General features: G+C 62.7%; 14 protein-coding genes. 8 read left to right on the top strand and 6 right to left on the bottom strand.

The features are described from left to right. The first annotated feature begins 126 nt into the window (after positions 1-126). A complete protein-coding gene (locus AC56DI_RS15815; protein ID WP_496347002.1) occupies positions 127-780 on the top strand; it encodes a histidinol-phosphatase in 654 nt (217 codons plus the stop codon). Between the two features lie 189 nt (positions 781-969). Here the strand turns inward: AC56DI_RS15815 and AC56DI_RS15810 are convergent, their stop codons facing one another. Both AC56DI_RS15810 and ilvA read right to left on the bottom strand, forming a co-directional pair. Continuing rightward, positions 970-1,410, bottom strand: coding sequence for a DUF2269 family protein (locus AC56DI_RS15810; RefSeq protein ID WP_496347001.1), 441 nt, complete (start codon positions 1,408-1,410; stop codon positions 970-972). 69 nt (positions 1,411-1,479) lie between these two features. Then, positions 1,480-2,994: a threonine ammonia-lyase, biosynthetic gene (ilvA, locus tag AC56DI_RS15805; protein WP_496347000.1), complete on the bottom strand. Its 1,515-nt coding sequence runs from the start codon at positions 2,992-2,994 to the stop codon at positions 1,480-1,482. Between the two features lie 133 nt (positions 2,995-3,127). On the opposite strand from ilvA, the gene rpiA reads away from it, so the two are divergent. Further along, positions 3,128-3,799 carry a ribose-5-phosphate isomerase RpiA gene (gene rpiA / locus AC56DI_RS15800; RefSeq protein WP_324518920.1) on the top strand — a complete coding sequence of 224 codons (672 nt, stop codon included), beginning with the start codon at positions 3,128-3,130 and terminating at the stop codon, positions 3,797-3,799. 15 nt (positions 3,800-3,814) lie between these two features. On the opposite strand, the gene AC56DI_RS15795 is transcribed toward rpiA, so the two are convergent. Further along, positions 3,815-4,735, bottom strand: coding sequence for an SdiA-regulated domain-containing protein (locus AC56DI_RS15795; RefSeq protein ID WP_496346999.1), 921 nt, complete (start codon positions 4,733-4,735; stop codon positions 3,815-3,817). A 111-nt stretch (positions 4,736-4,846) separates the two neighbouring features. On the opposite strand from AC56DI_RS15795, the gene AC56DI_RS15790 reads away from it, so the two are divergent. The 6 genes from AC56DI_RS15790 to AC56DI_RS15765 all read left to right on the top strand — a co-directional run bounded on the left by AC56DI_RS15790 (position 4,847) and on the right by AC56DI_RS15765 (position 11,134). Next, a complete protein-coding gene (locus tag AC56DI_RS15790; protein WP_496346998.1) occupies positions 4,847-5,857 on the top strand; it encodes an AraC family transcriptional regulator in 1,011 nt (336 codons plus the stop codon). Positions 5,858-6,022: 165 nt separating this feature from the next. Continuing rightward, a complete protein-coding gene (locus tag AC56DI_RS15785) occupies positions 6,023-7,072 on the top strand; it encodes an ABC transporter ATP-binding protein (RefSeq protein ID WP_496346997.1) in 1,050 nt (349 codons plus the stop codon). After that, on the top strand, positions 7,069-7,983 hold the full coding sequence (locus tag AC56DI_RS15780; RefSeq protein ID WP_496346996.1) for an ABC transporter permease: 915 nt from the start codon (positions 7,069-7,071) through the stop codon (positions 7,981-7,983). Before AC56DI_RS15785 ends, AC56DI_RS15780 begins: the two co-directional genes overlap by 4 nt. Beyond that, complete coding sequence (locus AC56DI_RS15775; protein WP_422588698.1) at positions 7,983-8,771, top strand: ABC transporter permease; 789 nt, start codon at positions 7,983-7,985, stop codon at positions 8,769-8,771. Before AC56DI_RS15780 ends, AC56DI_RS15775 begins: the two co-directional genes overlap by 1 nt. Positions 8,772-8,812: 41 nt before the next feature. After that, positions 8,813-9,856 (top strand): ABC transporter substrate-binding protein, encoded by a 1,044-nt coding sequence (locus AC56DI_RS15770; RefSeq protein ID WP_324518928.1) that lies wholly within the window; start codon positions 8,813-8,815, stop codon positions 9,854-9,856. A 246-nt stretch (positions 9,857-10,102) separates the two neighbouring features. After that, positions 10,103-11,134 (top strand): histone deacetylase family protein, encoded by a 1,032-nt coding sequence (locus AC56DI_RS15765; RefSeq protein ID WP_496346995.1) that lies wholly within the window; start codon positions 10,103-10,105, stop codon positions 11,132-11,134. A 16-nt stretch (positions 11,135-11,150) separates the two neighbouring features. Here the strand turns inward: AC56DI_RS15765 and AC56DI_RS15760 are convergent, their stop codons facing one another. The 3 genes from AC56DI_RS15760 to AC56DI_RS15750 all read right to left on the bottom strand — a co-directional run bounded on the left by AC56DI_RS15760 (position 11,151) and on the right by AC56DI_RS15750 (position 14,593). Next, positions 11,151-12,044 carry an SdiA-regulated domain-containing protein gene (locus AC56DI_RS15760; protein WP_496346994.1) on the bottom strand — a complete coding sequence of 298 codons (894 nt, stop codon included), beginning with the start codon at positions 12,042-12,044 and terminating at the stop codon, positions 11,151-11,153. Positions 12,045-12,352: 308 nt separating this feature from the next. Further along, positions 12,353-13,021, bottom strand: a complete 669-nt coding sequence (locus tag AC56DI_RS15755; protein ID WP_496346993.1) for a fumarylacetoacetate hydrolase family protein — start codon at positions 13,019-13,021, stop codon at positions 12,353-12,355. A gap of 177 nt (positions 13,022-13,198) precedes the next feature. Then, on the bottom strand, positions 13,199-14,593 hold the full coding sequence (locus AC56DI_RS15750; RefSeq protein WP_496346992.1) for a D-2-hydroxyglutarate dehydrogenase: 1,395 nt from the start codon (positions 14,591-14,593) through the stop codon (positions 13,199-13,201). Positions 14,594-14,614: the final 21 nt, after the last annotated feature.

The raw sequence follows: 14,614 nt of genomic DNA, 5'->3' as shown, positions 1-14,614 counted from the left end.
GCATGTTTCTGCATTGTTCCACAAAGGCCGTGAATCCAGCAAACGCGCGCCCGTCCGCATTGGAGGCAGGTCGCAAAAGTGGTTATCCTGAGCACCCTTTCAGCCCTACCCAGCAAGGTGCCCTCTGTGCGTTTGGCTTTATTCGATCTGGACAACACCCTCCTGGCCGGCGACAGCGACCACGCCTGGGGCGACTACCTGTGTGAACGCGGGATTCTCGACGGCATCGCCTACAAGGCGCGCAACGATGATTTCTACCAGGACTATCTGGCCGGCCGCCTGAACATCACCGACTACCTGAACTTCAGCCTGGAAATTCTCGGCCGTACGGAAATGGCCCAGCTTGACCAGTGGCACCGCGAGTTCATGCACGACTGCATCGAGCCGATCATCCTGGCCAAGGGCGAGGCGCTGCTGGCCAAGCACCGCGAGGCGGGCGACCAGTTACTGATCATCACCGCCACCAACCGCTTCGTCACTGCGCCGATTGCCGCACGCCTGGGCGTCGACACCCTGCTGGCCACCGAATGTGAAATGGCCGACGGCCGCTACACCGGTCGCACCACTGACATCCCGTGCTATCAGGGCGGCAAGGTTACCCGCCTGCAGCGCTGGCTGGCTGAGAACGCGCGCACCCTGGACAACAGCACCTTCTACAGCGACTCGCGCAACGATTTGCCGCTGTTGGAGCAGGTCAGTCACCCGGTGGCCGTCGACCCCGACGACAGCCTGCGCGCCACTGCCACAGAACGCGGCTGGCCGGTGATCTCGCTGCGCTGAACCTGCGATTGAAGACGATGTCTGCGCCAACTCGTAGGAGCGGCTTCAGCCGCGATGCTTTCAAGGCAAACGGCATCGCGGATAAATCCGCTCCTACAAAAGCAAAAGCACGCCTTCAACACCTGGCCTTAACAGCAGCACCAACAAAAACGCCGCCTGATCAGGCGGCGTTTTTGTTTAATCCGGAGCTTACGCCGGCTTGGCGCCCATCAGGCCCATGATGGCCAGCAGCACCACCACGATCAGCCCGGCATAGGCCGCGGTAAAGCGCAGCAAAGATGCCGGCGCGGGCGAACCGGCCAACGCCTGCCAGGCGGCCAGGCGACCGGCCAGCAACAGACCCAACACCAGCACAGCCAAAAACAGCACGCTACTGGCCAGCAGCCAAGTCTGGCCCAGGGGCCAACCGACCAGATTGACCAACACCCAGCCGCTGACCGGCAGACTCAGAGCCAACACGCCTAGCAGCGGCAGGCTGATCAGCCGGGTACGGCGCAACTTGCGTTGCAGCACAGCCGCATCGCCGCCGCGATTGGCCTTCCACAACATAAAGATGTGCGCCAGCAGGCCCAACAGCAGCAACAGGCCGGGCAGGCTGTGGGCGATTTTCAGCAGCAGGTAGTTATCCATAGGAACAAATTCCGTAATGAGGTGGCGCTTGTGCGGGAGCCAGCGTGCTGGCTCCTGCCGATAGAGGACTCAGCCTAGAAACAGCTTATAGGCCGGGTTTTGCGTTTCATCCCAGTAGGGATAGCCGATGGCATCCAGCGCCGCCGGGATCAGATGGCGTTCCTCGTGAGGCACTTGCAGGGCCGCCAACACACGACCATCGGCGGCGCCGTGGTTGCGGTAGTGGAACATCGAGATGTTCCAGCGACCACCGAGTTTTTGTAAGAAATTAAACAGCGCACCCGGCCGCTCCGGGAACTCGAAGCGGAACACGCATTCGTCCGGCACCGCCGCCGCATGACCGCCGACCATGTGACGGATATGCAACTTGGCCAGTTCGTTGTCGGTCAGGTCGAGCACCGGGAAACCTTTGCCCTGCAGGTCAGCAACCAAGGCCGCGCGCGGGTCGGTGTCCGGATGGGTCTGCACGCCGACGAAGATGTGCGCCTGGCCGTCGGTGTGATAGCGGTAGTTGAACTCGGTGATCTGCCGCTTGCCGATGGCTTCGCAGAAGGTCTTGAAGCTGCCTGGCCGCTCGGGGATGGTCACCGCGATGATCGCCTCGCGCTTCTCGCCCAGTTCGGCGCGCTCGGCCACGTGGCGCAGACGGTCGAAGTTGACGTTGGCGCCGGAGTCGATGCCGACCAGCACCTTGCCGCTGCAGCCTTCACGCTCGACGTACTTCTTGATCCCGGCCACCGACAAGGCGCCGGCCGGTTCGGTGATCGAGCGGGTGTCGTCGTAGATATCCTTGATCGCCGCACAGATCTCGTCGGTGCTGACGGTGATCACCTCATCGACATAGTCCTTGCACACGTCAAAGGTGTGCTGGCCGATCTGCGCCACTGCCACGCCGTCAGCAAACAAGCCGACGCTCGGCAATACCACGCGCTCGCCAGCCGCCATGGCCGCCTGCAGGCAGTTGGAGTCGTCCGGCTCGACGCCGATGATCTTGATCTCCGGGCGTAGGTATTTGACGTAAGCAGCGATACCCGCGATCAGCCCGCCGCCACCGCAGGGCACGAAGATCGCATCCAGTTGGCCGGGCTGCTGACGGAGGATCTCCATCGCCACGGTGCCCTGACCAGCGATGGTGTCCGGGTCGTCGTAGGGATGCACATAGACGTAGCCCTTTTCTTCCACCAGTTTCAGCGAATAGGCCAGCGCCTCGGGGAAGCTGTCGCCGTGCAGCACCACCTTGCCGCCGCGCGAGCGCACGCCGTTGACCTTGATCTCCGGGGTGGTCTTGGGCATCACGATGGTGGCCTTAACCCCCATGTGCTTGGCCGCCAGCGCCAGGCCCTGGGCGTGGTTGCCAGCCGAGGCGGTGACCACGCCACAGGCCAGCTGCTCGGCCGTGAGGTGCGCAAGCTTGTTGTAGGCGCCACGAATCTTGAACGAGTACACCGGCTGCAGGTCTTCGCGCTTGAGCAGAATCTGGTTGCCAGTGCGCTCGGAGAGCTGGCGGGCCTGCTGCAGCGGGGTTTCTACGGCGACGTCATAGACGCGCGAGGTGAGGATCTTCTTGACGTACTGTTCGAGCATCGGACTGATCTTTGGCGGCGGTGCGGAACGGGCAAGTCTACTCCAGCGATTCCTGCGCCGACCACAGCGACTGCTGGTTAATAACACGGGCTATAATCGCCGACCTCGCTCTTCATCCTTTATCCGGTGCCGCATGACCCAAGACCAACTCAAGCAAGCCGTGGCCCAAGCCGCCATGGACCTCATACGCCCACAGCTCGACCAGAAGAGTGTGATCGGCGTTGGCACCGGCTCCACCGCCAACTTCTTTATCGATGCCCTGGCCCAGCACAAGATGGACTTCGACGGCGCCGTGGCCAGCTCCGACGCCACCGCCGCGCGCCTCAAGGCCCATGGCATCCCGGTGTACGACCTGAACAGCACCAGCGACCTGGAGTTCTACGTCGACGGCGCCGATGAAAGCGATGAACACCTGAACCTGATCAAGGGCGGCGGCGCAGCCCTGACCCGCGAGAAGATCGTTGCCGCCGTGGCCAAGACCTTCATTTGCATTGCCGACGAGAGCAAGCTGGTGCCGGTGCTCGGCGCCTTCCCGCTGCCGGTGGAAGTTATCCCCATGGCCCGCAGCCACGTGGCCCGCCAACTGGTGAAACTGGGCGGCGACCCGGTGTACCGCGAAGGCGTAGTGACCGACAACGGCAACATCATCCTCGACGTGTTCAACCTCGAAATCACCAACCCGCGTGAGCTGGAAAGCCAGATCAACGCCATTGTCGGCGTGGTCTGCAACGGCCTGTTCGCCGCCCGCCCGGCCGACGTGCTGCTGCTCGGCACCGCCAACGGGGTGAAAACCCTCAAGGCCTGAGGCCTGCCACCAGCCCTACTCAGCGGGCGTCGACTTGGCGAACACGTAGAACAGGTTCGGCTCGCTGACCAGGTACAGCGTGCCCTGTTCGTCCATGGCCAGGCCTTCGGCCTGCGGCACGCTGCGCTTGAGGCCGTGCATGCCGCGCAGCAGCGACAGGGTGCTGATCGGCCGGCCGTCGAGATCCAGTTCGATCACCAGCCGCGACTCATCCGACAGTGCCAGCAGATGGCCGCTGCGTTCATCGAACTGCAGGCTCGACAGGTCGCGGACAAACAGCCTGCGGTCGCGCCGCTGGTCGTCCGTTACCTGCAGATTGAGGCGCTGCTCATCACCAGGAAAGCCGGTGATTTCCAAGATGCGCAGCGGGTCGCGCTCCTTCGCCACGAATAGGCGCTGGCCCTGACTGTCGTAGGCCAGGCCCTCGAAGCCCTTGTTGCCATTCAGGCCCAGCCCCAGGGACAGCTGCTCGCTGTCGGCGGCATCCAGCCAACGGGTGTTGTCATCCACGTGCACCTTGAACAGACGCTGGGCGCGCTCGTCGCTGATCACATAGATACCCGGACTGATGTACTCCACCGCCTCAGCATCGCCAAAGCCGGTCAGGGGCATGCGCCGCAGAATTTTCCCAGCCAGGGACAGCTCGATCAGTTCGGCGCGCTGGTTGGTCACGGTAAACAGGCTGCGCCGGTCGGGGTCGTAGGTCAGTGCCGAAACATCATCACTGAGGCCGTCGATCACCTGGGCCTCGACCGTCACCCGGTAGTCCGGCAGCCACAGCGAGCGGCCCTGCCACTCGGCCGCATGGCGCCATTCTTGCACTGAAAACCAGGCCCGTTCGAACAGCCGCCACTCCTGCCCAGCCAGTGCCAACAGCACCAGCAGCGGCAACAGCACGGCAGGCAAGAGAACACGAGGCTTGAGCAATCGACGCATAGGACCCGACTTCCGTAAACAGGGCCCGCATCAATAACACAGCAACGCACGCCACGGCATAGCCGGGCAATTTGCAGTTACCAAACACCACCGCACGGGAGCCTTAGGAGCATGTCACTGTTACCGCAGCAGCGCATTCTCACCACCCTGCACACCGTTACCCTGGCCACCCAGGTACTCGGCCAACAAGGTGTGGCCGTCGAACGCCTGCTGGAAGGTAGCGACATTGCTGGCAGCGACCTGGACAATCCGGCGCGGCTGATTTGTCACGCCCAGGAGTTGCAGGTGCTGGCCAACGCCCTGACCTGCAGCAGCGACAGCGCCCTGGGCCTGAGCCTGGGCCAGCGCATGCACGTATCGGCCTACGGCATCTTGGGTTACAGCATGCTGGCCAGCCGTACCCTGGGCGATGCGCTGCAGTTGGCTTTCGAGCACCCGGCGCTGTTCGGCAGCTACTTCAAGCTGACCCTGGAACAGGTGGATGACGAGGTGCGCCTGAGCGCCAGCGGCTATGGCTACGCCCCGGAGCTGACGGTGTTCAACACCGAGCTGTGCCTGAGTTCAATGCTCACTGTGATCCAGGACCTGCTCGGCGAAGCCGTGCGGCCAAGGCGTCTGCTGCTCAATTACCGCAGCCCGTTGCATGGCGCCCGCTATACCGAACTGCTGGGCTGTCCGGTGGAGTTCGGCGCCGGCAGCAATGCCCTGTGCTTCAACCCGGCCCTGCTCAGTCGACCACTGCCGCTGGCCGACCCGGTCAGCTGTCAGCACGGCCTGCTGCAATGCCTGCAGTTGGAGGCACAGTTCCACCGCCGTCAGGACCTGCGCGAGCAGATCCGCCAACACCTGGCCAACCCCAGCGATCCATGCACCAGTTTGGAGCAGGTAGCCGGCCGCCTGCACCGCTCGGCCCGCACCCTGCGCCGCCACCTGCAGGAGTTGAACACCAGCTTCCAGCAGTTGCTTGACGAGGTGCGCTTCGACCAGGCCCGCCACCTGCTGATGCAAACCGAGCTGCCCATCTACCTGATTGCCGAACAGCTCGGTTACAGCGAAACCGCCAGCTTCCGCCATGCCTTCCAGCGCTGGAGCGGGCAAACCCCGAGCCTGTATCGGCGCTGATGCCCACGGCCAATAAAACTTGGCCATATTTATCCCCTCTTGACCGTATCTATCGTTCTTGCCCTGGCCGCTGACTGCCACAATCAAAGCCATCCAGGGCTCTCACGACGCTCCAACGAGCAGATAAAAGCCTAATAAAAACAACTAGTTAGAGCTTTAATCCAGATGACCAGCGCGATCAGCATCGAACACCTGTGCATGGAGTTTGGCGAGCCCGGACAGACCCTGCGCGCCCTCGACGAGGTGTCGCTGGAGATCCGCGCCAACGAGTTCTTCACCTTGCTGGGCCCCTCCGGCTGCGGCAAGACCACCCTGCTGCGGCTGATTGCCGGCTTCGAGCAACCCAGCAGCGGCACCATCCGCCTGTACGGCGAAGCCATGCAGGACCTGCCGCCGTTCCGCCGCCCGGTCAACACGGTGTTCCAGAGCTACGCCCTGTTTCCACACATGAGCGTGGCCGAGAACATTGGCTTCGGCCTGGAGATGCGCGGACTGTCGCGCAGCGAGATCGAACAGACGGTCAAGGCCATGCTCGAACTGGTCAAGCTGCCGGACGTCGGCCGCCGTCGCGCCGACCAGCTGTCTGGCGGCCAGCAACAACGCATCGCTCTTGCGCGCGCCCTGGCCAACCGGCCCAAGGTGCTGCTGCTGGACGAATCGCTGTCGGCCCTGGACATGAAGCTGCGCAAAGAGATGCAGATCGAGCTGAAACGCCTGCAGGGCGAAACCGGCATCACCTTTATTTTCGTCACCCATGATCAGGAAGAAGCCCTGACCATGTCCGATCGCATCGCCGTGCTGAGCAAGGGCCGGGTGTTGCAGGTCGGCACACCGAGCGAAATCTACGAGACCCCGGTCAACCGCACCGTGGCCGACTTTATCGGCGAAACCAACTTCCTCGACGGCGACACCTACAGCGGCGGCGTGCGCCTGAGCGACGGTCAATTGTTGGCGACCGCCACCAGCCGCAACGGCAGCGTAACCCTGGCGATTCGCCCGGAGCGCGTCAGCCTGGCCGCCGATGGCGAACTGGCCGGCACAGTGGAGAACATCGTCTACATCGGCACCGACACCCTGTACCTGCTCAAGGTCGCCGGCCAGTCGGGCTTTCGCGTGCGCCAGCAGAACCACGACGGCGCCCTGCAACGCTGCGCGGTGGGCGATGCAGTGCGCATCAAGGTGCCGGCCAGCGCCATTCGGGTACTGCCGCAATGAGCACGCCACAGCTGCTGGCCGCACGCCGCCAACTGAAGGGCCGCCTGCTGCTCACCGCGCCAGCCATGCTGGTGCTGCTGGTGTTTCTGCTGGCGCCGCTGGCCATCATGTTTCTGGTCTCGATCCTGCAATCGGGCGACTACGGCGGCGTGGTCTGGGGTCAGTACTCGCTGGATGCCTACATCAACTTTCTTTACGAGCGCGACCTGGACGACAGCTGGGTGTTCAACACCGACTACCTGCAGATCTTCCAACGCTCCCTGTTATTGTCGCTGCTGACCACCGCCGGCTGCCTGCTGATCGGCTTCCCGACAGCGCTGTACCTGGCGCTGCAGAGCGAGCGCAAACGCAACCTGCTGCTGTTTCTGGTCACGGTGCCGTTCTGGACCAACCTGCTGGTGCGCACCTACGCCTGGATTCTGCTGCTGCGCAACGGCGGCCTGGTGGATGCCGGCCTGCAGGGCGTGGGCCTGACCGAGCAGCCGCTCGGCCTGCTGTACACCGACACGGCGGTGATCATCGGCCTGCTGTACTGCTTCCTGCCGTTTATGGTGCTGCCGATCTACACCAGCCTGGAGAAACTCGACTGGCGCCTGGTGGAAGCCGCATTCGACCTCGGCGCCAACCGCTTCCAGGCGCTCAAGCGGATCATCATCCCGCTGTCCATGCCGGGAATCATCGCCGGGGTGATGCTGGTGTTCATCCCATCACTGGGCAACTACATCATTCCCGAGCTGCTAGGGGGCGGTAAGTCGCTGATGATCGGCAACCTGATCCAGCTGCAATTTGGCAGCTCGCACAACTGGCCGTTTGGCGCAGCGCTGGCCTTTGCCCTGCTCAGCCTGGTGCTGCTGGCCATGCTCTCCTACAGCCTGCGGTTCAAGGCCAATGCAGCGAGCATGCAAGTATGATCAATCAGCGCAATCCGCTCTGGCGCTTCGCCGGTGTACGCCAGACCGCCTGGCTGTTCTTCCTGTTTCTCTATCTACCAATCGTGGTGCTGGTGGCCCTCAGCTTCAACGCCGGGCAGTCGGCCACCCTGTGGACCGGCTTCAGCCTCAAGTGGTTTGCGGTGGTGGCCAACGACCCGGAAATCCTCCGCGCCGCGCAGAACTCGCTGCTGGTCGCGGTGCTCGCTACCCTGATCGCAACCAGCCTGGCCACCCTGGCGGCGCTAGGCATGCACGGGCGGGCGTTTCGCGGACAGACCGTGATGAGCGGCGTGCTCGGCCTGCCGCTGCTGATCCCGGACATCGTCAGCGCCGTGGCGATCCTGATGTTCTTCTCGCTGATCAGCCTCAAGTTGTCGCTGTTCACCATCCTGATTGCCCACGTGGTGTTCTGCACGCCATTCGCCTATATGCCGATCCGCGCGCGCCTGCAGGGCATGAACCCGGCGCTGCTGGAGGCCGCCGCTGACCTGTATGCCACGCCCCGGCAAGCCTTCTGGCGGATCAGCCTGCCACTGCTGATGCCCGGCATTCTGTCGGGGGCGATGATGGCGTTCATCATTTCCATGGACGACTTCGTGATCACCTATTTCGTCGCCGGGGCCGGTTCCACCACCCTGCCGATCTACATCTTCAGCTCGATCCGCATGGGCATCAGCCCGAAGATCAACGCCATTTCCTCGATCATGCTCGTGATTTCGATCCTGTTCGTCGCCCTTTCCTATTACCTCGGCCAACGTAAACGCTAGCTCGGGCCGCCTCTGAGACTCAACCTGCAAGGAGCTTGACCATGACCCGTCGCACCCCGCTCGCCCTGTCGGTACTCCTCGCCCTCGGCCTGACCAGCACCGCCCAGGCCGCCGGCACCTTGAACCTGGCCAACTGGTCGGACTACTTCCCGCCGGAACTGCTGAAAAAGTTCGAAGCCGACACCGGCATCAAGGCCACGCTCGACGCCTACGACAGCAACGAAACCCTGCTGGCCAAACTGAAAGCCGGCGGCGGCAGCTATGACGTGGTGGTGCCGTCCGACAGTTTTATCCAGATCATGATCAAGGAAGACCTGCTGCAGAAGTTCGACAAGAGCAAACTGCCGAACCTGAAGAACCTCACCCCAACCTTCCAGACCCTCAGCTACGACCCCGAGCACGACTACACCACCCCGTACCTGTGGGGCACCACCGGCTACAGCTACGACTCGGCCAAGGTACCCGGCGGCAAGTTGGAAGAAAGCTGGGGGCCGTTCTTCAAGCCGGCGCCAGAGCTGCAGGGCAAGGTCGTGGCGCTCAACTCGCCGGATGACCTCTACCCTGCCGCCGCCCGTTATCTGGGCATCGATGTATGCAGCGAAGACCCGAAAGACGCGAAGAAAGTCCAGGAGCTGCTGCTGGCACAGAAACCCCTGCTGGCCATGTACAACAACGACGGCACCATCGAGCGCATGGCCGCCGGTGAAGTCACCATGCACCAACAGTGGAACGGCGCCTTCCACCGCGCCCAAGCCCAGCGCAGCAGCCTGGTGTACGTCTATCCGAAGGAAGGTATCGCCGCCTTTATCGACAACTTCGCCATCCCCAAAGGCGCCAGCAACGTTGCCGAAGCACACGTGTTCATCAACTGGATGATGCAGCCGGAAAACATCGCCGCCGCCTCCAACTTCGCCAAGTACAACAACGCCGTGGCCGGCGCGGAGAAGTTCATGGACAAGGAACTGTTCGATGACCCGGCCATCAACACCCCGGCCGACAAGCTCGACCGCCTGCGCCCGTTCCAGCTGTGCTCGCCGAAAGCACTGAAATTGCGTAGCGCGGTGTGGACCAAGCTGAAGAAATAAGCGCTTTGCCCCGCTCGCAAGAGAGGGGCAAACATTTCCCAGGTTATGTGCCCATTACGATGCTACGCCAGCGTGACTCTGTAGGAGCGGCTTCAGCCGCGATGCTTTCAAGGCAAACGGCATCGCGGATAAATCCGCTCCTACACCAGCCAAACGCAACGGCAACACACAAGGTGTGACAACGCCTTGCCCTCGCCCCCCTGAACCACTTTCCACGGACTCGCCCTGAGCCCTGAGGAGCCCTTTATGCTGACGATTTACAGCGACGACCATCACCTGCACCACGGCGCGGCCGAATTGATCGATGGCACCTTCAAACCGTGCTTTGAAATGCCCAGCCGCGCCGACATGGTTCTCGCCCGTGCCCGCGCCGTCGGTCTTGGCGACGTGATTAGCCCAGTGGATTTCGGCCTGGCGCCGATCCGCCGGGTGCACAGCGCCGGCTTCGTCAACTTCCTGCAAAATGCCTGGAGCGACTGGCAGGCCCTGGGCCGCAGCCACGACATGCTGCCGATGACCTGGCCAATCCGCCGCCTGCGCGACATCGAGCCGGGCGATATAGACGGCAAGCTCGGCTTCTACAGCTTCGACGCTGGCGCGCCGATAACCGCCGGCACCTGGCAGGCAATCACCAGCTCGGCCAACGTCGCCCTCACCGGCCAGGCCGAACTGGCCAAGGGCGCCCGCGGGGTGTTTTCGCTGTGCCGGCCACCAGGCCACCACGCCGCCGCCGACTACATGGGCGGTTACTGCTACCTGAACAATGCCGCCATTGCCGCCCAGACCATGCTCGACCAGGGCGCCAAGCGGGTAGCCATCCTCGACGTCGACTACCACCACGGCAACGGCACTCAGGACATTTTCTACGACCGCGGCGACGTGTTGTTCACCTCGATCCACGGCCATCCGAGCCATGAGTACCCGTACTTCCTCGGTTTTGCCGATGAAAAGGGCCAGGGTGTCGGCGCCGGCTGCAACTTTAACTACCCGCTACAGGCCGGTAGCGATTGGGCGACTTGGGGCCTGGCCCTGCAGGACGCCTGCCGGCAGATTGCTGAATACGCGCCAGACGCGCTGATCGTGTCGCTGGGGGTGGACACCTTCAAGGACGACCCGATTTCGCAGTTCAAGCTGGCCAGCCCGGATTACCTGCGCATGGGTGAAGTGATCGGCCGCCTCGGCCTGCAAACGCTGTTCGTCATGGAAGGCGGCTATGCCGTGGAAGAAATCGGCATCAATGCGGTGAACGTGCTGCAAGGTTTTGACAGCGTAAGCTGAACCGATAACAGCGCGCTTAAGGCGCGCTGACCTCACGCTGGAAGGCAAAGAACAGGTTGCGTTCACTGACCACGTAAAGATTGCCGGCATTGTCCAGCGCCAGCCCTTCGGCCTGCGGCACCCGCCGCGTCAGGCCGTTGAGGCCGGGCAGCAAGGCGAGAAAGCTCTGCGCCTGCAACTGCGGGTCAAGGCCCAGCAGCAGGTGGGATTCTTGCGACAGCGCCAGCAACTGGCCGCTGCGCGGATCAACGCTGAGGCCAGCGACATCGGTGAGGTAGTCGTCCAGATCACCCATGGCCTGCAACGAGCCGCTGACCTGGCGACCATCGCAGGCCAGGCTGAACAGGCGCAGCGGGTTCTTCTCGTTAGCCACCAGCAGACGCTGATTGCGCTTGTCCCAGGCCAGGCCCTCGAAGCCCTTGTTGGAACCGCCCACCGTGCCCAGCTCGATCTGTTGTACGGCCTGGGCGCTGTCCAGCTCGCGGGTGTCGGCATCCAGATGGAAGATCGTCAGGCTGCGCTGGCGCTCATCGAGCACCGCCACATGGCCGTCCTCCAGCAGCGCCACGCCCTCCAGATTGGCCGCGCCCTTGATCGCAATGCTGCGCAGCACCTGACCAGTCAGGGACAACTCGACCAGTTGCGGACGCTTGCCGCTGACGGTGAACAGGGTGTCGGTGGCCGGGTTGTAACTGAGGCCGGAAAACTCTTCCTTCTCGAAACCCGGCACTTCCAGCGCCAACACCGCCCGATAGCCCGGCAGCCAGACCTGAGCGGCCTGCTGGGCCGGAGTGGTCTGCGCCTCCTGCAGCAACAACAGGGCGCGAGCATCCCAGCGCATCAGGTAGGCCGCTAGCAATAGCAGCAGCGCGACGACGGCAGGCACAAGCAAACGCAAAGGGCGGGACATGGACGGAACTCACGAGGGAAAGGCTGCGCTTTGCCGTCATCCCTGCGCGCTGATCCTATTGCGGGCCAGAATACCCGCCGGCGATGAAAAAGCCGTGAAAAACCGCGATACAACACGAAAAAACACTGCCTGACAGTGCAGCAACGCTGTTCGCTTCAGGCTGTATGCAGTTTGCTCCCCTCGCCCATTTATGGGAGAGGGGCTGGGGGAGAGGGCGGCTGATAGCGGCCGACGAGCACGTAGCCCGGATGCAATCCGGGGCGACGCGCTCTAACGCTCAAGCTTGCCTGGATTGCATCCGGGCTACTTCAGAGCACGCGGGTGCTGAAGCGCGAATGGCCGACCAGCTCCAATTCCAGCCCATCGCCGGCAGTCAGCGGGCCGACACCCACCGGCGTGCCGGTCAGGATCACGTCGCCGGCCTGCAGGCTGAAATGCCCGCAGATGTGCTGGATTAGCGGCAGGATCGGGTTAAGCATGTCACGGCTGTTGCCATCCTGGCGCAGCTCACCGTTAAGGCTCAGGCGGATGCCCAGATCGGCCAAGTCTTCCACCGCATCGCCCGGCACGAACGGCGCCAGCACGCAGGCGCCGTCGAAGGACTTGGCCACTTCCCAGGGATATGCCTTGGCTTTCAACTTGTCCTGCAACTCGCGCAGGGTCAGGTCCAGGGCCGGGGCAAAGCCGGAAATGGCGTCCAGCACTTCCTCGGCATTCGGTTTACGCGACAGCGGCTTGCCGATCAGCACGGCGATTTCCGCCTCGTAATGCACGGCGCCGCGCTCGTCGTTGGGAATGCTGAAGCTGTCATCCAGCGCCACCACGCAACTGCCGGGCTTAATAAACAGCAACGGCTCGGTGGGCACCGGGTTGTTCAATTCTTTGGCGTGCTCGGCGTAATTACGCCCGACGCAGACCACCTTGCCCATAGGAAAGTGAATGCGGGTGCCATCAAGGTATTGGTGCTGGTAGCTCATGGGGGACTCCTGAATAGAGCACGAGTGGAAACGCTGCTCGATTTCCCACCCAACAAGACTGAAGCGTTACGAGCAAAGGTCAGAGCAGCGCCCGCTCCTGCGGGCTTGCTGCATTTCCCACTTCCCTGTGGGTCACAAGGCTCAACGCCTTATGGCGCGCGAAGCCCGCAGTAGCTCTCAGAGCGGGAAGATTTTGCCGGGGTTCATAATCCCGTTCGGATCGAAGACAGCTTTAATCGCCTTCATATAACCAATCTCAGCCTCAGAGCGGCTGTAGTGCAAGTAATCGCGCTTGGTCATGCCCACGCCGTGTTCGGCGGAGATCGAGCCGTTGTACTTCTGCACGGTCTCGAACACCCACTTGTTGACCGTGGCGCACTTGGCGAAGAACTCGTCCTTGGACAGGCTCTCCGGCTTCAAGATGTTCAGGTGCAGGTTGCCGTCGCCGATATGGCCGAACCACACCACTTCGAAGTCCGGGTAGTTGGCTTCGACGATGGCGTCGATGTCGTGCAGGAAGGCCGGCACCTGGGCCACGGTAACGGAGATGTCGTTCTTGTACGGCGTCCAGTGGCTGATGGTCTCGGAGATGTACTCGCGCAGCTTCCACAGGTTCTGCAGCTGCTGCTCGCTCTGGCTCATCACGCCATCGACCACCCAGCCTTGCTCGACGCAATACTCAAACGTCGCCAGGGCTTCGTTAGCCACTTCCTCGGTGCTGGCTTCAAATTCCAGCAGGGCATAGAACGGGCATTCGGACTCAAACGGCGCCGGTACGTCGCCACGGGCGAGGATCTTGGCCAGCGCCTTGTCGGAGAAGAACTCGAAGGCGGTCAGGTCGAGTTTGCCCTGGAAGGCATGCAGCACCGGCATGATCGAATCGAAATCCGGCGTACCCAGTACCATCGCGGTGAGGTTCTTCGGCGTGCGCTCCAGGCGCATAGTGGCTTCGACGACAAAACCCAGGGTGCCTTCGGCGCCGATAAACAGCTGACGCATGTCGTAGCCGGTGGCGTTCTTGATCAGGTCTTTGTTCAGTTCGAGGATGTCGCCGGCACCAGTGACTACCTTCATGCCGGCCACCCAGTTGCGGGTCATGCCGTAGCGAATCACCTTGATGCCGCCGGCGTTGGTGCCGATATTGCCGCCGATCTGGCTGGAGCCCGAAGAGGCGAAATCCACCGGGTAATAGAGGCCCTGCTCTTCGGCGAAGTTCTGCAGCTGCTTGGTCACCACCCCGGCCTGGCACACGGCGGTACGGTCGAACTCGTTGAAGGCGAGAATCTGGTTCATGTAGTCGAACGACACCACCACTTCGCCGTTGGCCGCCACCGCGCCGGCCGACAGCCCGGTGCGGCCGCCCGACGGCACCAGCGCAACCTTGTGCGCATTGGCCCAACGGACGATGGCCTGCACCTGCTCAATGGTCTTGGGGAAGGCGATGGCCAGCGGCGCCGGGGCGAAATGCTTGGTCCAGTCCTTGCCGTAGGTCGTGAGGGAATCTGCGTCGGTCAATACCTTGCCAGGTTCAAGCAGGGTCTGTAGCTCAACGATCAGGGCAGACTGGGTCATGGCGGCAACTCTCAAACGATT

The sequence above is a fragment of the Pseudomonas sp. BGA-UO-ETr-WB11 genome, from assembly GCF_059567785.1.
This window is presented reverse-complemented; position numbering and strand designations above follow the sequence as displayed.